This window comes from Microbacterium hydrocarbonoxydans, assembly GCF_023715885.1.
Lineage (GTDB): Bacteria > Actinomycetota > Actinomycetes > Actinomycetales > Microbacteriaceae > Microbacterium > Microbacterium hydrocarbonoxydans_C.
In genome coordinates, this window is record NZ_JAMBOY010000001.1 from 804,299 (window position 1) to 827,913 (window position 23,615).

A 23,615-nucleotide genomic window follows, 5' to 3' on the forward strand; every position below is an offset into this window, starting at 1 on the left:
TCGCCGTCCTCGGCGACCGCAGTGTCGAGCATCACCAGCGGGATGCCCGAGCATCCCTCGTGCACGCGGACGGCCAGAGCTGCAACAAGTGCGAGACCGGCCTGACGACCCGATACGGGTGCCGGAGGTGCAGCGACGGCGCCGTGGTCACTCAGGTCGCGCACGATGGCCCGCGAGTCTGCCGCCGGCATCGTCTCTGGATTGGTCCGGGAACCGACCCGGCCATGCAGGAGGTCGTCGGCAAGGACGTCGTCAACGCCGACCGCCGCTATCAGGCACTCCGTCGACAGGGCCTTCTCGATGCGCACCGGTTGGCCGAACTCCTCGACTGCGTCGATGAGTGGGCCGCAACTGAGTCTGGCGGCACTGCGACGGCCCCCGAGCGGTTCCGCATCGCAGTGGAGCTCGCGCACCAGGTCATGAGGCCCGGTCGACTCGCGGTGATGATGTCAGTTGGACTGACGGCGGAACTGCGCTACAACGCGCTGACCTCTGTCGTGGGAGGCATCCTGCACGGACGCGAATCGACCGTTCTCACGGACGCGCTGTGGCTCATGCTGCGCGCTCTCGGGCACGCGGCTGAGACTGGAGTGCACGCGTTCGTTGTTCCGGCGGCGTACGCCGTGGGAAATGACGAAGCGCACCTCGAGCAGCTGAAAAGCTGCACATACCCACGGGCCCGCCACCTCCACCTCGTCCAGTACGTGTGCTCGGAATTCCCCGGGACGCGGTTCTCTCGCCTGCACTTCAGCGCCTCGGCCAACACCTATCTCTGCGCACGCGGCCACCGCTTCCAGTCCAGCGGTCTCGGAATCAAGAGGTCGGCACGCACTGCAGGCTGCGGTGTGTGTTCGAACCGGACAGCGTTGGCCGGCTACAACTCGCTGGTCGACACGCATCCCGAGGTGGCCGCGGAGTGGCATCCGACTGCGAACGGCGACCTGACGCCGGAGCGAATCATCGCGGGGTCGGACCGCACTCACTACTGGTTGTGCGAGAACGGCCACACGTTCACGGCGACCGTTACCGCACGTACGTCGAACAAGAACGGATGCGGGGTCTGCTCGAACCGTGTCGTGCAGGCGGACGTCAACTCTTTGGCGGCGATGCGACCGGACTTGGCTGCGGAGTGGCACGGGACCCTCAATGACGGCCTGACCCCCGAACAGGTCAGCGTGGGCACGGACCGAAAGGTGTGGTGGCGGTGCCCGGAAGGGCACGACTACCCAATGGCCGTCAGTAACCGGTCAAGGAAGAAGCGAGCGTCATCGTGCTCAGTCTGCAGCGGACAGCGCGCCGACCCGAGCACGTGTCTGGCGACCACCCACAAAGCCGTCGCTCGACGCTGGCACAACACCAGGAACGGCAACCTGAGGCCGACCGACGTCATTGCAGGGTCCACGAAGAGGGTCTGGTGGCAGTGTGCACGAGGGCATGAGTACCAGGCGGTCGTCTACAGCCAAACCAAGGCAGACGGTCATGGGTGCAATGTCTGCCTCAACCGCGCCGTCAACGCCGATAACTGCATGAGGGCGACGCACGGCGCACTCGCAGACCAGTTCCACGAGTCGTTGAACGGCGACAAGACCCCGGACAACGTCATCGCGAGTACGAAGGTCAAGTTCTGGTGGAGGTGCAAGCTCGGCCATGAGTGGCAGGCCGCAGGCTCGAACCGCGTCAAGGGAACAGGTTGTCCGTTCTGCTCCGGGCTTCGAGTGCTCGCCGGCTGGAACGACATGGCAACAACTCACCCTCAGCTCGTCGACGAGTGGCACGAGTCGCGCAACCCCGGCCTCCGGCCTGAGAACGTGCGTGCCGGAACGCCGAAGCAGCTCTGGTGGCGGTGCGCGGAAGGACATGAGTGGCAGGCCAGGGGTGCAGACCGACGAAGGGGCAGCGGCTGCCCGTACTGCACCCATCAGAAGGTCCTCGTCGGCTTCAACGACCTGGCGACCACGAACCCGGCCTTGGGTGCCGAGCTCCACCCGAACCTGAACGCTGACGTTACTGCTACGAGCATCACGGCTCGCTCGTCCAAGCGCCTGTGGTGGCGGTGCTCGGCCGGGCATGAGTGGACCGCGCCGGCATACTCGCGAGCGCGAACCGGAAGCATGTGCCCGGAATGCAGGCGAGAACTGCGCCGCGGTAACAAGCGCTGACTAGCTGCCTCATCCCGCCCAGCCGCGGGCGGGATGAGGCACGCGCGCCGATGGGTAGGCTCCTCGATGTGTCTCTCGTCATGTTGCCCGCTCATCCGCTCGCGGATCTCCTTCCCAAGATGACGGACATCGACCTGGCGGAACTTGTCGCTGACATCGCCGAGCACGGTCAACGGGATGCAGCCGTCACCTGGGTCGACCCCTCCGGGACCGAATGGTTGCTCGACGGCCGCCATCGCGCCCATGCAGCACGAGAACTGGGCCGGCCACTGGTCACCAAGCGATTCGCCGGAGACGAGTCAGCGGCACGGGACTTCGTCATCAGCGTCAACGTCAAGCGCCGCCACCTCTCGGTGTCACAACGGGCTCTGGTTGCAGCGGCCTTCGCTACACGCCAGCGCGGGGGATCCTCAGGATCGTCTGGACCGGCAAGTTCGCCGCTTGCTCCGACCCAGCGCGAGGCGGCGCTCAGCATGGGGGTATCCGAGCGATCTGTGCGAGACGGGTCCGTGGTGCTCGCTGAGGGCAGGGACGACCTCATTCGAGCTGTCGCCAACGGCGAGATGTCTGTGTCCGCTGCAGCTGCCGAGTCTCGGCGCGAGCGCACACCCCGGCAAGCGGCGACCGCGCTCTTCATGAACCATCGCCGCTCCTCCTCATCGGATGCGTGGCTCACGCCCGACTGGGTCCTCGAACGGGCTGAGCGATGCCTGGGCGGCATCGACGGAGATGTCGCCGCTGCGCCCGATGGCAACGTGCCGGCGAAGTGGTTCCTTACCGAGAAGGACGACGCGATGGCTCAACCCACCTGGGCCAATCCGGACGGGTCGCCTGCATCCCTATGGGTGAACCCGCCCTACGGCCTGAATGGTCGCGGTCCGGGGGCATGGACCAGCCGGGTAGTACACGAATGGAGGGTTGGACACGTGCGCGCGGCGCTCCTCCTCCTCCCATCGCGTCCTGGAGCGCACTGGCAGCAAGCGCTCGCACCCTTCCCACGCATTGAGTTCCGCGGCCATCTGAGATTCGAGCCCGGGCGCGGTAACCCCGCACGAGACGCGTGGGACTCAGGCAAGCGGGCGGAGGCGCCGTTCGCCAGCATCCTCGTGGGCATCGGTGTGAGCGCAGCCGAGCTGCATGAGTACTTCGGTGATACTGGGATCGTTTTCATCGCATACCAGCCAGGCATCAAGGAGTCGGCAAGCGGTCGCTGAGTGCTGGATCGTCGAGTTGGGTCGGAGGGTCTTGAAGCGCTTCCGAGCAACGTCCGTGAGCCGAATAGGATTCCCCTGACGGCAACCGAGGGGTAAGAAGTCTTGAGTAACAACCACGCCACGTTCATCTGGTCGATTGCAGATCTCCTCCGCGGGAGCTTCAAGGCTCACCAATACGGCGACACCATCTTGCCCTTCACGGTGCTGCGGCGGCTGGATGCCGTGCTCGCTCCGACGAAGCAGGCCGTCTTCGCCGCGGTCGAGCAGGCGGCAGCGGACGGCATCCCCGTTCGCGCGTCTCTGCTGCGCAACAAGGCCGGACATGAGTACTCGTTCTGGAATGAATCGAAGTTCGATTTGAAGACCGCGTTGGGCGACTCCGAGAACTTAGCAGCGAATCTCTCCGACTACGTCACTGGGTTCTCCGAGAACGTGAAGGACATATTCGACAAGTACAAGATCTCAGAGCGCATCGCCGAACTCGACGAGCACGACCTGCTCTTCCACGTCGTCCAGCGCTTCGCAGCCGTCGACCTGTCGCCGACGGCCGTGCCGAACGAAGAGATGGGGCACATCTTCGAGGAGCTCATCCGCAAGTTTGCGGAGGCATCGAACGAGACCGCCGGTGAGCACTTCACGCCGCGCGATGTCATCGAGCTGATGGTCGACATTCTGCTCGCGCCCGAATCAGACACCCTCGCGAAGAAGAACGTCGTTCGTTCGGTCTATGACCCGACCGCTGGCACCGGCGGCATGCTCTCGGTCGCCGAAGACCACATTCGCAGCGCGAACCCGACCGCCACGTTGACCCTCGCCGGGCAGGAGATCAACCCGCAGTCGTACGCGATCTGCAAGGCCGACATGACCGTCAAGGGCCAGTCGGTCGATGCAATCTTCTTCGGCGACACCCTCATCAACGACGGCCACGCTGGCGTGACGTTCAGTTACGGTCTCTCTAATCCGCCGTTCGGCGTCGATTGGAAGAAGCAGCAGAAGGCCGTCACGGACGAACATACTCAGCGCGGATTCGCGGGACGGTTCGGACCTGGCCTGCCGCGAGTCTCGGACGGATCGATGCTGTTCCTCATGCACCTCATCTCAAAAATGCGCTCCGCCGCGGATGGAGGCGGGCGTGCTGCCATCGTCCTCAACGGCAGCCCGCTTTTCACCGGCGGAGCAGGGTCAGGCGAGTCCAACATTCGCAAGTGGGTGCTCGAACGCGATCTGCTGGAAGCCATCATCGCGCTACCCACCGACATGTTCTACAACACCGGCATCGCGACCTACATCTGGGTGCTTGCCTCTACGAAGAAGGCTGAGCGCGCGGGCAAGGTGCAGCTCATCGACGGCACCAAGCTGTTCCGGAAGATGCGCAAGGGCCTCGGCTCCAAGCGCAACGAACTCGGCCCGGACGACATCGCGGCGCTCGTGAGGCTTTACGAAGGCGAGGCCGACAAGCTCCGCTCGAAGACGTTCGCCAATGAAGACTTCTTCTATCGCACCATCACTGTCGAGCGCCCGCTTCGCCTGAACTGGGCGCTGACACCGGACCGTCTCGCTGTGGCCAGTGAGGCGAAGACGCTTGCCAAGGTCGACCTCGCTCCGCTCATCACCGTCGTCGAGCGAGCGCCACGCGACGGAGCACTCACCAATGACCTGCCTGCATTCCGCAAGCACGTCGCAGCTCGCCTAGCGGATGCTGAGGTTGTGCTCACTGCTCCGCAACTCAAGGCTCTCATCGCAGGCCTCTCGGAGCGCGACGAGAACGCGCCCATTGTGCTCGACGCAAAGAAGCGCCCCGAGCCGGACCCCACCCTCCGCGACACCGAGAACGTGCCGTGGAACGAAGACATCCACGCATACTTCGCGCGCGAGGTGACGCCATTCGCACCGGACGCCTGGATCGACGAGGCGAAGACGAAGGACGGATGCGAGATCCCTTTCACCCGCCACTTTTACCAGTACGTACCCCCGCGGTCCCTCGCCGAGATCGACGCTGACTTGGACCGCGTTCTCGGCCGAATCCGTGCGCGGCTCGAGGCCGTGAAAGCGTGACGATGTTCGAACCGTACCCGGACTACAAGGACAGCGGAGTTGCGTGGCTCGGGTCCGTGCCCACAGATTGGTGTGTCTGGCCGGCCAACGCGGTACTCCGTGAGCGAAAGATGAAGTCGCGCCCAGACGATGTGCACCTGACCCCGTCGCAAACGCATGGAGTGCTCCCGCAGGCCGAGTATATGGAGCGCACTGGCAACAAGCTTGTTCTGAACTTGACGGGTGCGGATGCGATGCGACACGTCGAACCGAACGATTTCATCAGTCACCTGCGAAGCTTTCAAGGTGGGTTCGAACATTCTCTGCATAGCGGCAAGGTGAGTGCGGCTTATACCGTCTTGGAGCCGGCGGCGGAAGCCGTTCCTGAGTTCTTCCGATACGTGTTCAAGTCGAGTCTCTACGTCCAAGCGCTTCAGACGACCACCGACCAGTTGCGAGATGGGCAGTCGATCCGGTATGCGCAAGTTTCGCTGCTGCCGTTGCCTGTACCTACGAACTCAACTCAACGAGCTATCGCCGCTTTCCTGGATAGGGAAACGGCGGAGATCGACGCGTTCATCGCGGATCAGGAAGAGCTCATCGCGCTCCTCACCGAGCGCCGCGCCGCGACCATCACTCGCGCCGTGACAAAGGGCCTCGACCGCCTCGCGCCCATGAAAGACAGCGGAGTTGCGTGGCTCGGCGAGGTGCCGGAGCACTGGAACCTTCCGAGGGTGGCCCACGTCGCAAGGTGTTCGTCGGGCTCGAGCATCGATCTCCAAAGTGTCGAGGCTGCGCGAACTGTTGATGCGCCCCATCCCGTATACGGCGGTAACGGCATTGTTGGATATTTCTCTCGGTGGAACATCAGCGAAGGGCAGATCGTAGTTGGCCGGGTTGGAGCTCTGTGTGGCAATGTGCACTCGACTAGCGAACGTGCTTGGGTAAGCGACAACGCGTTGAGGCTCCGAGTTTCTCCCCAGAAGGTTGACAGAGACTTCCTGAGTCACGTCCTCACGGCTCGCGATCTGAACCAGCTGGCCGACAAGACGGCGCAGCCTCTGATCACAGGAAGTCTTGTACTTCGCCAACGCATACCCGCTCCGCCGATGGCCGAGCAAGCCGCCATTGCATCGCACCTCGACCACGAGACCGCAAAGATCGACGCGACCATCACTGACGCACGCGAAGCCATCGCGCTGTCGAAGGAGCGGCGAGCGGCGCTGATTTCCGCGGCGGTGACCGGCAAGATCGACGTGCGCGGGCTCGCATAGCGCGCATTACGGCGTCGTCTTCGACAATCGTCCCCGTGCACTGCCAGAGTGAACGTGTGGCGATTCAGCACGAAGAAGCATTCGAAGTCGAGCTCTGTGAGCATCTCGCGGCGCACGGGTGGGAGTACTCATCGACGGCCGACGGGTACGACCGCGAGCGTGCACTGTTCCCTGCGGATGTGTTCGCGTGGCTCGAAGCGACGCAGCCCGAGCAGCTCGAGAAGTTGGTGAAGCCCGGAGCACCCGAAGCATCTCGCGAGCTCGGCCGCAAGCAGATCCTCGACCGCATCGCGGCGGCGCAGGCCAACGACACGATGAACGGCGGCGGCACACTCAACGTGCTGAAGTCGTCGGTTGGTGTGCTGAACGCGAAGTTCTCGTTGTTCCAGGCGCGCCCTGCAACGTCGCTGAACGCGACGACGGTGGCGAGGTTCGCAGCGAATCGCCTCCGAGTGATGCGTCAGGTGACGTACTCGACGAAGCACACGAACCGGATCGACCTGGTGCTGTTCGTCAACGGCATCCCGGTGTCCACCATCGAGCTGAAGACTGACCTCACGCAGAATCTCGCAGCGGGATTGAAGCAGTACGCACAGGACCGGAAGCCCGAGGGGGAACCGCTGCTCACTTTCGGGCGCGGCGCCCTCGTGCATTTCGTCGTGACGAACGAAGACGTGCACATGACGACGAAGCTCGATGGTCCGAACACGCGGTTTCTCCCGTTCAATCGCGGTAAGAACAACGGCGCCGGTAACGCGGCTATCCCTGGCACGAGCCCGACCGCGTACTTCTGGCAAGAGATCCTCGAGCGCGGAACGTGGCTCGACCTCATCGGGCGCTTCCTTCACTACCGGTTCACGGAGAAGACCGATCCCATCGACGGGAAGAAGACGTATGACAAGGCGCTCCGCTTCCCGCGATACCACCAGTGGCGTGCGGTGTCGAAGCTCGAGCGGGCGGTGCTCGCCGAGGGCCCTGGCCACAACTATCTGATTCAGCATTCCGCAGGTTCCGGCAAGACCGATTCCATCGCGTGGGCCGCGCATCGGATGGCGCAGCTGCACGACGCCGACGGGCACAAGGTGTTCGACGGGGTCATCGTGGTCTCCGACCGGCAGGTGCTGGATGGCCAACTGCAGCGCGCGGTGGAGCAGCTCGAGACGACCGCTGGCGTGTTCGAACCCATCACACGGGGCGGCGACGCATCTAAGTCGAAGCATCTCGCTGAGGCTTTGCTAGCAGGCAAGCAGATCATCGGCGTGACTCTGCAGACCTTCCCGCACGCGCTCGACACCATCGAAAAGAACACCGGGCTCGCCGGTCGCCGCTACGCAGTCATCGCCGACGAGGCGCATTCGTCGCAGAGCGGCGAGGCCGCCGCCTCCCTGAAGCAGGTCCTCACGGCCGGAACGGCGGGTTCAGGAGACGACACTGTCGACGCTGAAGACGTGCTCGCAGATGTCATGGCACGGAAGGTCGGCGTCGGCACGATCTCATTTCTCGCGTTCACGGCGACACCGAAGGGCAAGACGGTCGAGCTGTTCGGCCGGGAAGACGGCGCCGGCGTGAAGCAGGCTTTTGATCTGTACTCGATGAAGCAGGCCATCGAAGAGGGCTTCATCCTCGATGTACTGAAGAACTACCTGCCGTACGACCTCGCGTTCACGCTCGCGCACAAGGACACCGCGACCGGCGTGGATGTCGAGATCGACACCGCGAAGGCTGGAAGTGAAGTCATGCGGTGGGTGCGGCTACATCCGACGAACATCGCGCAGAAGGTCGCGGTCATCGTCGAACACTTCCGCACGAACGTGCGCAGTGAGCTCGGCGGGCGAGCGAAGGCGATGGTTGTCACCGGCTCGCGGAAAGAGGCGGTGCGCTACAAGCTCGCCATCGACGCGTATCTGAAGGAGCACAAGCTCGATGGGCAGTTCGGTGCGCTCGTCGCGTTCTCCGGCTCGGTGATGGACGACGCCTCTGGGCACGACGAGTTCACTGAGGCCTCCCTCAACCCTGGGCTCAAGGGCCGGTCGTTGGAGGCGGCGTTCGGTGGCGACGAGTTCCAAGTGATGATTGTCGCGAACAAGTTCCAGACCGGGTTCGACCAGCCGCTGCTCGTCGGAATGTATGTCGACAAGAAACTGTCCGGCATCGCTGCGGTTCAGACGCTGTCACGGCTCAATCGCGTGATCCCGGGCAAAGAGAACACGTACGTCATCGACTTCGTCAACGATCCCGCCGAGATCCTCGCTGCATTCCAGGTGTACTACGAAGACGCCGAACTGACCGAGCCGTCGGACCCGAACATCATCCACGACATGCTCGGAAAGCTCCGCAGCATGAACATCATCGACCCGCACGATGTCGACGCTGTCGTGAACGCCTGGCTCACCAAGACACGCCACAACGCGCTGTACTCACACATCAAGACGTCGCGCGACGTGTTCTGGGACAGGTGGAACACCTCCGTCGATGCATCCGACGACCTCGACAGGGGGCGTCTGGAGGAGTTCCGAGGGACGGTGTTCGCGTTCGTTCGTGCGTACGATTTCTTGTCCCAGATCATGGACTACGGCGACACTGACATCGAGAAGTGGGCGATCTTCCTCCGCGTCTATCGCCGAGTCATCGAGCGACACGACGCGGACCCCGCCGCCGTCAACACCGACGAGATCGTCCTCACCCACTATCGACTGCGGCGGCTCGAGACGCAGAACCTGGGGCTCACTGCGGGGTCAGCAGGCGAACTGTCAGGGATCACTGCCGCCGGCTCCGCTCAGCCACGCGAAGCAAAGTACGGGTTGCTGCAAGATGTCATCGACAAGATCAACACCCTGTTCGCCGGCACTGACGTTGACGAGATCAACGGGGTCAGTGCGGCAGAGACGATCCTCCGTCACGTCGTCGACAACCCGAAGATCCAAGCCGAAGCGATGGCAAACACGCCCATCGACTTCGAGACTTCGCCGACCATTGCCGTCGAGCTCGAAGACGTCATGTACGCGTCTGCCGCCGGCCACAGCAATGCGATGAAGGCACTCTTGCAGAAGAGCGACTTCGCATCCATCGTCAAGGTGCTCGTCGCGATGGGCCTCTACGAGAAGACCCGCGACGAGGCGGAACGCGCGGCAACCGCGGGCTGACTCGCCGGCCTAACATCCTCGGCAGCCTCGCGTGCCGTTGAAGGTGGGAGGTTGGGTGCGGCGCCGTCACACTCGGGCTCGTTGCCCGTCTGCTATCGTCTGCCTCTGGACGTGTTTACGAGAGGGCAAACCGAGGGTGTTTTGGGGGAAGTGGCCGTCTCACGTCGCCGTGTGGGTGTTGACGGTTCTCGGCGCTTTCACCACCGCCCTTCCCCGAATCTTTCCTCCCCTCCAACCCAACGAACCCGAACGCTGGAATATCCCGCTCGAGGCGTCTGGCTGGGTCATTGGGATCGGTGCAGGTGCCGTCGTGGCAGGCGCCGCTCTCAAAGAAATCGATGCGCGGGTAGTGAAGAAAGGCGCCGCTGGTGTCCTCGAACGCGCGGCGATGGCCGTTGCGGATCTGCACAAGCAGCTGCCCCGCATGATGGACTCGGAGACATCTGCGGACCGACGCGGCCGAGTCATTGAGGCCGCCCAGAACTGTGCAATCCACCTGTTGCGTGAGTCGGGAAAGAACATCCGTGTCACGTTCTATCAGCTTGACTACGCGGAGACCGAACAGCTCCCGAGATCGACCCCGGGTGACCGACCGATAGAGCAGGCGCGTCTCATTCTGGTGGGTGAACCGTTGGGTCGTGGTGATGATCCGGCCCGCGACGAGTTCAGATACGATGACCGCGGTCGGGAGACGCTCACGAAGATCCTGGCCAAGGAAGAGATCTGGTGCGGGAATGCCAGAAAGCAGGCGCGCAAGATGAAGTGGCCGCGGCCGCGGTATCGCGTTTACATCTCCGTTCCGATAGTCGTCGAGGGCAAGGTGGAGGGCATGCTGTCTTGTGACTCGCTCGTGCGAAGCGAACTGAAGCGTTCGATTGCGGCGCTGGTCAAGATTCCTGCGAACTTCGCGGGGATGGAGCTTCGCACTCTCGAGAGCGCCTCCGCTCCGGTGAAGCCGGGCGTGTGACAATGAACAGGCGGAGGTGAATACATGGCTACTGCGCGTGACGTCGCTACATACATCCTCGAAGCTCTCGGGCCGATGACGTCGATGAAGCTCCAGAAGCTCTGCTACTACAGTCAGGCATACAGCCTGGCCTGGTTCAGCGAGCCGATCTTTCCTGATGAGATCGAAGCATGGACGAATGGTCCCGTGATCCGGACGCTTTGGAATACGCACAAGCGTAGGTTCTCGGTAGACGCGGAGACTATCGCTGGCGACTCTCGCACTCTCACGCAGCGGGACCGCGCGGTCGTGAATGCCGTGTTGAATGCCATGGGTGGCCTGACAGGTAAGCAGCTCAGCGACCAGACTCACGCGGAGACTCCTTGGCGAGCCAACTACGACGGTGACGACGCATACCCCAACGGCGTCATCTCGCACGCGCAATTGGCCGAGTACTACTCCAAGAAGTAGGTCGGCGCGACTGGGCGACCCGGATCTCTCGTTCTCGACGGTCGCGGATCCCGCACCCGCTGTCCTCTGGGCTCTCGAGGCATCAGTGAAGCGTGAGAGCGGATGGCAATGGTCATCTCCGTGTCAGGTTCGAGCGACGCTTATGTCATGATTCGTGGAGACGACAGGAGCATCAAAGCAGATGAGCATGACCGACGTTTTCGACGACGACAGCTTCTTTTTCTTGGATGAGTCCGAGCTATCAGACCGCCGAGGCAGGATCGAGCAACAGGTAGTCAATCGCGAGGTCGTCCTCACAAGAATCCCCGAGCAAGCCGGACGCGACACGCACGAGGTTGTGCGCTTTGACCTTGACACCCGGCTCCTTCGGATCTTCCCGAAGTCTTACAGGAGCGGTGATCTCGTGCCGCAGTTCCGGTATGTCACTGAGATTCAGGTGGAGGACTCGGAGTGGGACCCTTCGTCCCACTCGCAGGAGCACACTCAGTACAACCTGCTCGCCGCAAAGGGTTTGCCTCGGGGGTTCAACACGATCTACGACTTCGGGTTGGGGATCGGCAAACAGTTCCGGTCGTTTGTCGACTCGCTCGAAGAGCACACAACCCGAAGCATCCTTAGGTTCGTTGGTGACGGTGACGAGGGGCTAGATGAGGACGGACTGACATTGCGGGTGAAGTTCAGCCGATTCAGCGAGTATCGAGCAGCCGTCGACCTCTATCGAGATCGGGGGTGGACAGTGGTCCGGCGAGTGATCGAGGCCGAGACCCACAACGCCATCGCGCCGCTCTTCGATCTGCCTGAAGCGGAACCGATCCGCGGTCGGCATCCCATGGTGAAGCTACTCACCGAAGAGGTCGCTACCGGTCACGTGATGAATGTGACCGACCGAGAACTGCTTGCGGACGCGGTGACAAACGCGGCACCAGTCCTCGCCGGCGAAGCCCCGGAACGGCTCGTGAAGCTCCGCGATGATATTGAACTCGTTTCGCTCGACGCTCTGATCTCGCAGTTCGAGAGGGACTTGAGCGGCAGGTTCGCCAGCAATGAAGGACATTGGCAGGGATTCTTCAACCGCAACAGGTTTGCTCTTCAATTGCTCTTCGCGGCTCCTGTGTCCGTCGAGTGGCAGCAGGCACACGTGCGCTCCTCGGATGCCACTGGATCAGGTGCTCGCATTGCCGATTTCCTGTGCGCAAACGTTGTCACCAAGACGGTGCTGCTCGTCGAAATCAAAACACCCGGAGCGACGCTGATGGCAGCACAGGCATACCGGGGCCAAGGCACCGAGGCTGCCGTGCACGTGCCTCACAAGGAGCTAGCGGGAGCTGTCGCCCAGGTTCAATCGCAGATGTCCTCTATTTCGCAGCACTTCCCTCAGATGATCCCCTCGACTTCGACGGTCGATCCGTGGAACCAACCTCAAGGCGCCGTCATCGTCGGTCGGGTGTCGACACTGACAAGCGAGCAGCGCGAGTCCTTTCTTCGATACCGTGACGGACTCGCTGACGTCACCGTCCTCGCCTACGACGAAGTTCTTGAACGCCTGAAGGGCTTGCGTGAGATGCTCGGGGCGTCTCCAGGATCGCCTTAGATTCCCGGATCCCTGCGGTGCCCAAGAGGGAGCCACTCGGATGAAAACGAAGCAGTCGATCCTCACGGCGCCGCCGTGACGGCAAACTCGCAGGAGGTGTGATGTCAGCGGACGTCGGCGCGGAAGACAACGAGGAGTGGCTTCGCCAGTACCTTCATGACTACATCACCCTCGAAGAAGCCGGGGCGGTAGCAGGTGGCATCAGTCGTGAAGCCATCCGACTCAGGCTCAAGAAGCTTGGGATGACGCCACGAACGAGTGCCGAGACACTCCGATTGCGGGAACTGCGCGAAATCTCGGCACACGCGACCACCATCAGGGAGACCTTTTATGCGACGCGAAGCGAGAGCCAAGTGTCGGCTGCCACGGGCCTTTCGGCGTCGGCCATCCGGAGGTTCTTGGATCGCGAGATCCCTGATTGGACGATAGTCGCAAGCGTTGCTCGCGATGTCCGTAAGCGATACTCGGAAACCGAGATGCTCGATAGCCTGCGCGATGCATCGCAAGGCAGAACTGTCCCTCTCACCGTGACCGCGTATCGCGGCTTCGTGCAGTCTGAACCCGCTCTCGCCGACGGGCGACCGCGGCCCGGAGTGCAGGGAATGATGCTTCGGTTCGGATCGTGGAATGCCGCCGTCCGCGCTGCTGGTCTGCCTGCCAACCCGCATAGCGGTCCAGCTAGAGAGTTCGACGCCCTCGGCGCGGTCGCCGCGGTTGCGGATTGTTGGCGAGAACTTGGAAGTCCGCCTTCCGTCAGAGCGTACGATGTCTGGCAGGCCGGGCGCCCCGGCTCTCCAAGCTCAGCAACGATCCGCAAATTGCTCAGTTCCTGGCCGTCCGTTCAGATCAGGGCGTGGCAAATCGTGCACGGGGTGCTACTCGACCAGGACGACCAGGACATCGCGATTCCCAAGAGCGAGACCGGGCCAATCCTTGAGAGCTCCGTATTCCTGCCCGAGTACAAGCGAGCTAACCAGGGCGCCGTCGTTTCTCTACCCGAGTCCTACGAGGTGGGCGAGTACAACGCTTTGGAGCGAGCCGTACGTAGCCATGCCAGAATCCAAAATCGTGCAGCTTCCGTCGGCGCCGAGATCGGTCTGAATGTGCACAGCCCTGGCGCAGAAGGCCCCGCTTTTGACTTGGCGTTCAGTAGTCAGGATGGAACGCTCTTCGTTATCGAAGTGAAGTCCGCGACACCGGAGAATCTGGAGCTGCAGGCGAGGTTGGGGTTGGGGCAGGTGCTGATCTACGCGCACGCACTACGAAGGATTCATAAACGGGTGGTGCCTATCTTGTTGACCGAGCTGCCTCTCAACGACGACTGGGCCGAGCTGATGCAATCGCTTGAAGTGGGGGTGGCCAGCGAGTCGTCAATGGCGACGGACTTGGCTCGAATGGCAGATTCCAGACAGCCTTCGTCCTAGGTGTGTGTGGGTGAGTCTTCCGTCGCTAGGCGCGACTTCGGCTCGCCATCTTGGCTAAGGCCGCCGTCGCTCTCCCTGCTAGATAGCCCGGCGTCAGCGATCCAGCAGCCAGATCAGGTCTAAGCTGGCCAGTCAGCGTGACCCGAACCTATGATAAAACTGGCTCAAATCACTGACATCTGGGGGACACCGTGGCACGCACCAAGGGCGCCAAGAACCTGACTCCGCGCGAGCTGCGCACCAAGGCCAAGCACCTCAACGAGAAGGCGAACTGGCTGGAGAAGCTGGCGAAGGCCAAGAACAAGAAGTAGGCGGGCCTCAGCCCATCCAGAACTTCACGTTGTCCGTATGGGCCTGATCTGCACCTTCACGGTCTGACGAGATGTCCTCGATCTTCCGCTGAACCTGCTCCATCTCCTCCTCGAGGCGCTGCTGAGTCGCCTCATCCTCGCAGGCGGCGAGCTGCAACTCCAGTTCTTCCGCGCGCTCCTCTGCGGCGATGAGGTCGTCATCGAGCCGATTCAGTTCGTCCGCTGTCTGCTGGATGGACGCGTCGGCCTGTTCGGGGTCATCGTCATACCTGGACACGTGCATTCTCCTTTTCGGGTGTCGCGGCGTGGCCGGATCGCTTCAACCGGACGCACAGCAGTCAAGCATGGTCCAGGAACATTCGATACGGGGACACCACTCGGGCTCCCCGCATTCCGCGGAATCACGGGCCTTCCGCACCGGAGCAACTTAGATGACGATTCTGGCGTCGTAGAGCGTCGCAGCACCTCAGTGGTTTCATGGATCACCTAGCGCAATTATCAAGGTGGGTCATAAGTGATCCGATACAGTCTCGCGCAGTGCACTACTCTCTCGGGAGAACCGTGAGAGGGGCACCGAAGATGAGCTATCGGTCACATCGCGCGGGACTCGTCGTCGTCCGCGTCGTCCTGCCGTGCTGGACGCTCCTGATCGGCGCGTTCCTCCTGTGGTTCGGGATCACGCTGCACTCCCGTGCGTCGGGCGAGGCATGGGTGATCATCGGGCTGAGCGTCGTCGTCATCGCCGCATCGATCGTCACGCTGTGGTGGCTGAATCGACGCAGGCCCGTGGCGCGGTCACGAGCGAGGAGCAGAGCGACGGACGGAGGGTGAGGACGCACCTGCGGCTGGTTCGAGGCGCAGCCAGGTGATCGCGATCATCGTCGGCGTCGCTCTCCTGACGCCGCGTTAACCCTGTCTCCGTCCCAGCTCCGCCAGCACCGTCGTGACCCCGGCACCCGCGTCCCAGTGCCGAACGGCACCCGCGTGACCGCGAATGTCCTCCCCGAGGCGCTCGAGGGCGGCGGGCAGGTCGGCGACGCGGATCCTGCGTGCGAGGGCGACGTGCGGCATCCACTCTCCCGGCGCGGTGTGCGGCGCGTCGTCGCCGGGACCGGCGGCGGAGAAGACAGCCTTCCGCAGCGTCAGCAGCTCGGCCGTGGGCACGACGCTGCGGGCGAGAACCCGTCGCTCCCCGGTCCCGAAGAGCAGCGGAGCGCCGAGCGTGATCGGGAAACCCGTCATCGCGGCGAAGGCCTCCGGAGCGACCGGCGCGAGACCCACGCGCGCGACCAGGGTGATGTGCGGACGGTTGCTCGGCGCCGTGTGCGCCGCGAGACTCGACACCCCGAGGGCGGCGAGCGCCTGCCACTCGACGCGCACCGCGGACTCGGTCTCGGGGTCGAGCAGCAGCTCGATCGCTGAGGGGGAGCGCCGCGGCTCGGAATCGTGCACGGTGCGATTATCCCGTGACGATGCCTCTAGCCTCGACCTATGACCGACTCACCGCTGACCGATCCGTCGCCGGCCGGGCTCATCGACGGCCACAACGACCTGCCCTGGGCGGCACGCACGCTCGCCGGCTATTCCGTCGAGGGGCTGGATGACGCCGCGGCGCCCTCCCCGTTCCAGACCGACCTGCCTCGGATGCGGCAGGGCGGCGTGCTCGGGCAGTTCTGGTCGGTCTACGCGGAGGACGAGCCGGGTGTGGATGCCGTGCAGTGCACCCTCGAACAGATCGACTTCGTCCACCGCCTGGTGCGCCGCTACCCGGAACGGCTCGCCCTCGCGCACACGGCCGCCGACGTCGAACGCGCGGGGACCGAGGGGCGGATCGCCAGCCTGCTCGGCGCCGAGGGCGGCCACAGCATCGGCGGATCGCTCGCGACGCTGCGGATGTTCGCGCGGCTCGGTGTGCGATACATGACCCTCACGCACAACAACAACACGCCCTGGGCGGACTCCGCGACCGACGAACCGCAGCACGACGGGCTGAGCGCGTTCGGCGAGTCGGTGGTGCGCGAGATGAACGCCCTCGGCATGCTCGTCGATCTCGCGCACGTGTCGGAGGCGACGATGGACCACGCGCTGCGCGTCACCGACTCGCCCGTCATCTTCAGCCACTCGTCGTGCCGGGCGATCACCGACCATCCGCGGAACGTGCCCGACGGCATCCTGCGGCGACTCGAGGGCAACGGCGGTGTGATCATGGTCTCGTTCGTCCCCGTCTTCGTGTCGCGCGACTGGGCCGACTGGTTCGCCGCCGGACAGGAAGGCGACGCCCCGCCGGTGACCATCGACCACGTCGTGGCGCACCTCGACCACGCCCGGGAGGTCGCCGGCATCGACCACATCGGCATCGGCAGTGACTTCGACGGGTTCGACCACTTCCCCGATGGGCTCGCAGACGTCACGGGGTTCGCACGGCTGCGCGAGGCCCTCTCGGCGTCCGGGTGGTCGGATGCCGACATCGACAAGGTCTGGTCGGGCAACATCCTGCGGGTGCTGCGCGCGACGGACGAGCGGTTCGCCGCGCAGCTGTCCTAGCCGCGCCGGGGCGCGACTACGGAAACCCCAGAGGGCGGTGAAGTCCGACGGCGCGTCGCGACACGACGCGCCCACGCGGCATCCGAACGTCTCCGTTCTCCGAAACCGAGCAACGGATGCCGCGGTGCAGGCTACGCGCGGGCGGCGAGCCGACGCTCGGCGAGCAGCGGCACCGCGCGCTCGCGCGCCGCTCGCCTCGCCATCGCGACGGCGCCGATCGAGACGACCTCGGCGCCCAGCGACGAGGCGAGGATCTCGGGCGCCGGGAGGTGCAGCTGGGTGGGCAGAACCTCGCGGGCAGCCGCGAGCACGGGTTCGATGCTCTCGGCGACCGCGCCGCACACCACGACCCGCGCCGGGTCGTACATGCTGCCGAGCACGCCGACGACGCGGGCGAGGGTCTCGCCGACCCGCGCGGTGGCAAGAAGAGCGTCCGCATCACCGGAGGCGGCCGCCATCAGCACGACACGCGGGTCGACCTGATCGGCATCCGCAAGCCGGCCGATCGCCGTGTCGTGCGCGATCTCGCCACGGGCGACGGCCGCGCGCACCTGGTCCTGCAGCGCGTAGCGAAGCCCGACGGCCGAGCCCACGCCGACGATGTGGTCGAAGACGACGCCCTCACCGACGCCGCCGTGCGCGCCGTGCAGCACGTGGCCGTCGACGACGACACCTCCGCCGAACCGCTCGCTCGCGAGCAGGGCGACGTAGTCACGGCATCCGACCGCCGCTCCCGACGATCCCTCCGCGATCGCAGCGAGCTGGGCGTCGTTCTTGATCTCGACCACGCGGGCCCAGTCCGACAGGGCGTCGGCGAGGCCGGGGTTGGTGCGCTCCCAGAAACCGTCTGGGTGCGGAGGAGAGATGCCGTCGCGGTTCACGGGTGCCGCCACGCCGACGCAGATCGCGAGGATGTCGTCCCGCACGGCATCCGCTTCCTCCAGCGCTCGCGCCATCTGTCCCAGGATCGTGTCGCGCCGAGCGCGCGCGGACTGCGTGGAGTCCAGGTCGATGCGATGGTGTACGAGCGTGCGGTCGAGCACATCAGCGATCGTCACGGTGAGATGGCTGTCGCCCGCGTCGATGCCGATCACGACGCCAAGGTCGGGGGCGAGCGCGAACCGGCGGGCAGGGCGTCCGGAGCGATACGCGCCCACGGCGCGGGCATTCGGCAGCTCCCGCAGCACGTCTGCACCCAGCAGGGTGTCGATCGCGTCGATGGTCGTGGAACGGGTGAGCGAGGTGCCCGCCATCGCCTCGGTGGCGGTGAACTCGCCGGCGGTCCAGGCGAAGTCGAGCACGGCGGCGACGCTCGCGCGTCCCGTTCCCAGCCCCGCCGACACTTCCGCCACGGTCTTGACCTCCCGTCGTCCAAATGAGACAGTACCTCTTGACGGAGTAAATTCGCTCACTAGATTTAGTGTGCGCATCTACAGCGATGGAAGGACGACGGTGTCTGGGAAACGAACACGCGCGCTGCGGATGACCGCGGGAGCCCTCGGGCTCACGCTGGTCGGAGCCGCCCTCACGAGCTGCGCCGCCGGAGACGGAGCGGAAACCATCCGCTTCACCTTCAGCAAGCGCGAGGCCATCGAGTTCATGACCGAGCTCGTGGCGGAGTACAACGCCTCACAGGACGACGTGAAGGTCGAGATCGACACCTCGGGCGTCGACGTCGTCTCGGCCAGCTTCGTCCGAGGCAACCCGCCCGACATCATGCTCGCCAACTACAACTACGAGGTCGCCCGATTCGTGCAGCGCTGCGCGCTCAGCGACCTCTCCGAGACCGAGGCCGCGGGGGGCATCCGCGACGACCTGCAGCCGCTCATGGAGCAGTACGGATCGTGCGAGGGCCGCACCAGCGCGCTGCCCTACTCGGTGATGGCGGCCTCCGTCATCTACAACAAGCAGATCTTCGACGAGCAGGGTCTCGAGGTGCCGCAGACCTGGGAGGAGCTGCTCGCGGTGTGCGACCAGCTCAAGGCCGCCGGCATCGACCCCTTCTACGCCACCTTCAAGGATGACTGGACCGTCGCCCAGGGCTGGTACGACTACACGGCCGGCGGTTCGCTCGACGTGATCGAGTTCTTCGACGCCATGGCCGAGGAGGGAGCCGACGTCGGCGCCGGGTCGGACGTCTCGTTCGAGAAGGACTTCGCCGCTCCCATGGACCGCATGATGCAGCTCGCGAGCGACTACACCAACGAGGACGCCGCCAGCCGCGCCTACGGCGACGGCAACCTCGCCTTCGCCAACGGCGAGGCGGCGATGTACCTGCAGGGTCCGTGGGCGTTCAGCGAGATCGCGAAGACCTCGCCCGACCTGGACCTCGGGACGTTCCCGCTGCCGATGACCGACGACCCCGCCGATCTCGGCGTGCGCGTCAACATGGACCTCGCCGCGATGATCCCCGAGGAGTCTCAGCACAAGGAGGCCGCCCGCGACTTCCTCGAGTACCTCTTCCTCCCCGAGAACATCGAAGAGTACAACGCCTCGCAGCTCGGATTCACCCCGACGAAGGATGCTCCCGCGCCCGACGATCCGCGCATCGAGGGCATGGTCGAGTACTACCAGAACGGCCAGATCTACCAGGGCCCGTCGGTGCTCGTGCCGCGCACGCTCCCGGTGTTCAACTACGCGCAGGCGATGGTGCTCGGACAGTCGACCGAGGCGACGCTGAAGACGATGGATGCCGACTGGGCCCGCATCGCGTTCCGCGCCCCCATTCCCAAGACCGGCGACGCCGCGGCATCCGGCGATTCCGCATCCGGCGAGACAGAGGAGTCCACGCCATGACCACCACGACCACCCGGCCGCCCACGAGCACGACGACGATCCTCACCGGCGAGGCGCGGAAGGTGCGACGTCACACGAAGCGCGTCGAGCCGATCTACTACCTGTTCCTGCTGCCGACGCTCGTGATCTTCACGCTCGCGATCACGGTGCCGGGCGTGATGGGCATCTTCTTCAGCTTCACGGACTCGATCGGACTGGGCGAGTGGAGCTTCAACGGCTTCACCAACTACGTCGCCATGTTCAGCGATCCGTCTATCCTGCAGAGCTACCTCTTCACCTTCGGCTTCTCGATCGCGACCGTGATCGTCGTCAACGTGATCGCGTTCCTGCTGGCGGTGGGGCTGACCTCCCGCATCCGCTTCAAGACCGGACTGCGCACGATCTTCGTGATCCCGATGGTGATCTCGGGCATCATCATCGCCTACGTCTTCAACTTCCTGTTCTCGAACTCGATCCCGGCGGCCGGAGCGGCCACCGGCATCCCCTGGCTCGAGACGAGCCTGCTCGCGAACCCCGACCTCGCGTGGATCGCGATCGTGATCGTCACCGCATGGCAGGCGGTACCCGGCACCCTGCTCATCTACATCGCGGGTCTGCTCTCGGTACCGGGCGAGGTCTACGAAGCGGCGAGCATCGACGGCGCCAGCAAGACGCAGCAGCTCACCCGCATCACGATCCCGCTGGTCGCCGGCTACGTGGTGATCAACGTGATCCTCGGGTTCAAGGGCTTCCTGAACGCCTACGACATCATCGTCGGCCTCACGAACGGCGGTCCGGGAACCGCGACCCGCAGCGTCGCGATGACCATCATCGCGGGCTTCAACGGCGGCGACTACGCCTACCAGATGGCGAACGCGACCATCTTCTTCATCGTCGCCGTTCTCATCTCCCTCCTCCAGCTCTCGCTGACGCGCGGAAGGAACGCACTCTGATGTCGACGCAGACACTCACCACCGTCACCGCCGACGGGAAGAAGCCCCGCACGAAGATGGAGCGGGTCAACTGGTCGGGCACCATCATCCTCATGCTGTGCGCGGTCACCGTGCTGCTACCGCTGTACGTCACCATCTCGATGTCGCTCAAGACGACGGGCCAGGCGGTCGACGGCAACGCCTTCTCGCTGCCGGCGCCGTTCAGCTTCGACGGCTTCGTCGAGGCGTGGAACCTGACGAAGTTCCCGGTCGGCGCAGGCATCTCGCTGCTGGTCACCGCCGGCACCGTGATCGCGACGATCGTGCTCGCGGCCTGGGCGTCGTACGCCATCGTGCGCAACTGGGATCGCCGTCTGTTCCGCTGGTCGTTCTTCTACCTGCTCGCGGCGATGTTCATCCCGTTCCCCGTGGTGGCGCTGCCGCAGATCCAGCTCACCGGACGCGTCGGCCTCGACAATCCGTTCGGCGTGATCATCCTCGCGACGATGTTCCAGCTCAGCTTCAGCGTGCTGCTCTTCACCGCGTTCCTGCGCTCGATCCCGATCGAGCTGGAGGAGAGCGCCCGCATCGACGGTGCCACGACGTGGCAGACGTTCTGGAGGTTGATCTTCCCGCTGCTCGCTCCGATGAGCGCGACGGTCGGCATCTTCGCATTCCTGTACGCGTGGAACGACTTCATGATGCCGTCGCTCATCATCTCCGACCCGGCCCTGCAGACTCTGCCGGTGCGGCAGAACCTCTTCCAGAACCAGTTCAGCAACAACTACAACGTCGCGTTCGCGTCGTACCTCATGGCCATGGCGCCGGCGATCCTCGCGTACCTGTTCACGCAGCGCTTCGTGATGGAGGGCGTCACGCAGGGCGCCGTCAAGGGCTGACCCCCGCCGCACCACCGCAACAAGAAGAAGGAGCACCACCCCCTCATGACCGATGCGACTCTCACCGAGACCCGCAACGACCACTCCGACGACACGGCGGCCTGGTGGCGTCAGGCGATCGTCTACCAGATCTACCCCCGCAGCTTCGCGGACGCGAACGGTGACGGCCTGGGCGACATCCCCGGCATCGTCTCGCGCGCGGACTACCTCGCCGAGCTCGGAATCGACGCCGTGTGGCTGAGCCCGTTCTACCCCTCGGCACTGGCCGACGGCGGATACGACGTCGCGGACTACCGCGATGTCGACCCGCGACTGGGCACGCTGGCCGACTTCGACGAGATGGTCGCGGCGCTGCACGAGCGCGGCATCCGCGTCGTCGTCGACATCGTGCCGAACCATTCGTCGGATCTGCACGAGTGGTTCCAGGAGGCGCTCGCCGCCGGGCGCGGATCGGCCGCCCGAGAGCGGTACATCTTCCGCGAGGGTGCCGGTCCTGACGGCGACGAGCCGCCCACCGACTGGACCGCCGCATTCGGCGGCTCGGCGTGGGAGCGCGTCGAGGACGGCCAGTGGTACCTGCACAGCTTCGCGCCGGAGCAGCCCGACCTGAACTGGGATCACCCCGAGGTGCGCGAGGACTTCCTGAAGACCCTGCGCTTCTGGTCGGATCGCGGTGTCGACGGCTTCCGCATCGACGTCGCCCACATGCTGACCAAGGATCTCAGCGAACCGCTGCCCAGCACCGTCGAGCTCGACGCGATGCCCCATGACGGCAACCACCCGCTGCACGACCGCGACGACGTGCACGAGATCTACGCGGAGTGGCGTCGCGTCTTCAACGAGTACGACCCGCCGCGCACCGCCGTCGCCGAAGCGTGGGTCTCGACGCCGGAGCGTCGTGCGCGCTACGCGTCGGCCGAGGGACTCGGGCAGGCATTCAACTTCGACCTGCTCGTGGCCGACTTCGACGCAGAGCAGTTCCGCACGGTCATCACCGACAACCTCGCGCAGGCGCGCATCACGGGGTCGTCGACCACGTGGGTGCTGTCGAACCACGACGTCACGCGGCACGCGACGCGGTACGGCCTCGCCCCTCTCAACGGACGCACCGGCGTCAAACAGGGCGTCGAGTGGGTGCGGGACGGCGGCCCGGCCGATCAGCTCGACCGTGAGGGCGGCCTGCGCCGCGCGCACGCCGCGACGCTGCTGCTGCTCGGCCTCCCCGGCAGCACGTACCTGTACCAGGGCGAGGAGCTCGGGCTGCAGGAGGTCGCCGAGATCGCGCCGGAGCAGCGCCAGGATCCGTCGTTCTTCCGCGGGGCCGACTTCGACGGCCTGGGACGGGACGGATGCCGCGTGCCGCTGCCGTGGACGGCATCCGGTGCGTCCTTCGGCTTCGGCGCCGGTGACGCGCACCTGCCGCAGCCGGAGTGGTTCGCCGAGTACGCAGTGGACGTGGAGGAGGCGGATCCGTCGTCGACCCTCGCCCTGTACCGCGAGGCGCTGCGCCTTCGCCGTCTGCTGCAGACAGAGGAGAGCCTGGAGTGGGTCGAGACCGGACGCGCCGACGTGCTGCGGTTCGCGCGACCGAACGGCTGGCAGATCGTGACGAACTTCGGCTCGGAGCCGTTCGACCTGGGTGCGGAGGCCGACGACCTCGTGCTCGGCACGCTCGTCGACGGCGCCGTGCCCGGGGATTCGACGGTCTGGCTCGCGCCGCAGGGCCTCGTCGCCTGACCCGGCCTGCTGCCATGGGCGCGAGCCCGCTGTCGCTCGCGCCGAGACCCCCCACCCCCGCCGAGACCCACCATCCCGTTCGTCGTGGGTGGTGGGTCTCGGCGCGCGTGGTGGGTTTCGACGACGCAGACCGATTGAACGGGGCGCCGGTTTGATAATGG

Annotated in this window: 18 protein-coding genes; 15 read left to right on the forward strand and 3 right to left on the reverse strand. The window is 64.8% G+C overall.

The window, feature by feature from the left end; all coding sequences use genetic code 11:
• Positions 1-224 precede the first annotated feature (224 nt).
• The 9 genes from M3195_RS03790 (at position 225) to M3195_RS03830 (ending at position 14,256) form a co-directional block, all read left to right on the forward strand.
• Entirely contained in the window at positions 225-2,159 is a 1,935-nt protein-coding gene (locus tag M3195_RS03790) for a zinc-ribbon domain-containing protein (protein WP_251585216.1), read from the forward strand.
• A 68-nt stretch (positions 2,160-2,227) separates the two neighbouring features.
• Positions 2,228-3,373, forward strand: a complete 1,146-nt coding sequence (locus M3195_RS17060; protein ID WP_251585217.1) for a DNA N-6-adenine-methyltransferase — start codon at positions 2,228-2,230, stop codon at positions 3,371-3,373.
• 102 nt (positions 3,374-3,475) lie between these two features.
• Complete coding sequence (locus M3195_RS03800; protein WP_251585218.1) at positions 3,476-5,428, forward strand: type I restriction-modification system subunit M; 1,953 nt, start codon at positions 3,476-3,478, stop codon at positions 5,426-5,428.
• 182 nt (positions 5,429-5,610) lie between these two features.
• Positions 5,611-6,681: a restriction endonuclease subunit S gene (locus M3195_RS03805; RefSeq protein ID WP_251585219.1), complete on the forward strand. Its 1,071-nt coding sequence runs from the start codon at positions 5,611-5,613 to the stop codon at positions 6,679-6,681.
• Between the two features lie 56 nt (positions 6,682-6,737).
• Positions 6,738-9,824 (forward strand): type I restriction endonuclease subunit R, encoded by a 3,087-nt coding sequence (locus M3195_RS03810; protein WP_251585220.1) that lies wholly within the window; start codon positions 6,738-6,740, stop codon positions 9,822-9,824.
• A 310-nt stretch (positions 9,825-10,134) separates the two neighbouring features.
• Positions 10,135-10,791, forward strand: coding sequence for a hypothetical protein (locus M3195_RS03815; RefSeq protein WP_251585221.1), 657 nt, complete (start codon positions 10,135-10,137; stop codon positions 10,789-10,791).
• Between the two features lie 24 nt (positions 10,792-10,815).
• On the forward strand, positions 10,816-11,241 hold the full coding sequence (locus M3195_RS03820; RefSeq protein WP_251585222.1) for a Panacea domain-containing protein: 426 nt from the start codon (positions 10,816-10,818) through the stop codon (positions 11,239-11,241).
• A gap of 181 nt (positions 11,242-11,422) precedes the next feature.
• Complete coding sequence (locus tag M3195_RS03825; protein ID WP_251585223.1) at positions 11,423-12,832, forward strand: Shedu anti-phage system protein SduA domain-containing protein; 1,410 nt, start codon at positions 11,423-11,425, stop codon at positions 12,830-12,832.
• Positions 12,833-12,933: 101 nt separating this feature from the next.
• A complete protein-coding gene (locus M3195_RS03830) occupies positions 12,934-14,256 on the forward strand; it encodes a hypothetical protein (protein ID WP_251585224.1) in 1,323 nt (440 codons plus the stop codon).
• A 318-nt stretch (positions 14,257-14,574) separates the two neighbouring features.
• On the opposite strand, the gene M3195_RS03835 is transcribed toward M3195_RS03830, so the two are convergent.
• Positions 14,575-14,844 carry a hypothetical protein gene (locus M3195_RS03835; RefSeq protein WP_251585225.1) on the reverse strand — a complete coding sequence of 90 codons (270 nt, stop codon included), beginning with the start codon at positions 14,842-14,844 and terminating at the stop codon, positions 14,575-14,577.
• Between the two features lie 302 nt (positions 14,845-15,146).
• Here M3195_RS03835 and M3195_RS03840 point away from each other — a divergent pair, with 302 nt between their 5' ends.
• A complete protein-coding gene (locus M3195_RS03840; RefSeq protein WP_251585226.1) occupies positions 15,147-15,398 on the forward strand; it encodes a hypothetical protein in 252 nt (83 codons plus the stop codon).
• A gap of 75 nt (positions 15,399-15,473) precedes the next feature.
• Here the strand turns inward: M3195_RS03840 and M3195_RS03845 are convergent, their stop codons facing one another.
• Complete coding sequence (locus M3195_RS03845) at positions 15,474-16,019, reverse strand: 2'-5' RNA ligase family protein (RefSeq protein WP_251585227.1); 546 nt, start codon at positions 16,017-16,019, stop codon at positions 15,474-15,476.
• 39 nt (positions 16,020-16,058) lie between these two features.
• Between M3195_RS03845 and M3195_RS03850 the strand changes: the two genes are divergently transcribed.
• Positions 16,059-17,111 (forward strand): dipeptidase, encoded by a 1,053-nt coding sequence (locus M3195_RS03850; protein ID WP_251585228.1) that lies wholly within the window; start codon positions 16,059-16,061, stop codon positions 17,109-17,111.
• 131 nt (positions 17,112-17,242) lie between these two features.
• Here the strand turns inward: M3195_RS03850 and M3195_RS03855 are convergent, their stop codons facing one another.
• Positions 17,243-18,463, reverse strand: a complete 1,221-nt coding sequence (locus tag M3195_RS03855) for an ROK family protein (protein ID WP_251585229.1) — start codon at positions 18,461-18,463, stop codon at positions 17,243-17,245.
• 130 nt (positions 18,464-18,593) lie between these two features.
• Between M3195_RS03855 and M3195_RS03860 the strand changes: the two genes are divergently transcribed.
• From M3195_RS03860 to M3195_RS03875, 4 genes are read left to right on the forward strand one after another with little or no spacing between them, the layout of a single operon-like run.
• Complete coding sequence (locus M3195_RS03860; protein WP_251585230.1) at positions 18,594-19,907, forward strand: ABC transporter substrate-binding protein; 1,314 nt, start codon at positions 18,594-18,596, stop codon at positions 19,905-19,907.
• A complete protein-coding gene (locus M3195_RS03865; RefSeq protein WP_251585231.1) occupies positions 19,904-20,839 on the forward strand; it encodes a carbohydrate ABC transporter permease in 936 nt (311 codons plus the stop codon). The genes M3195_RS03860 and M3195_RS03865 overlap by 4 nt, the downstream gene beginning before the upstream one ends.
• Complete coding sequence (locus M3195_RS03870; protein WP_251585232.1) at positions 20,839-21,717, forward strand: carbohydrate ABC transporter permease; 879 nt, start codon at positions 20,839-20,841, stop codon at positions 21,715-21,717. The genes M3195_RS03865 and M3195_RS03870 overlap by 1 nt, the downstream gene beginning before the upstream one ends.
• Positions 21,718-21,762: 45 nt before the next feature.
• Positions 21,763-23,454: a glycoside hydrolase family 13 protein gene (locus M3195_RS03875; protein ID WP_251585233.1), complete on the forward strand. Its 1,692-nt coding sequence runs from the start codon at positions 21,763-21,765 to the stop codon at positions 23,452-23,454.
• Positions 23,455-23,615: the final 161 nt, after the last annotated feature.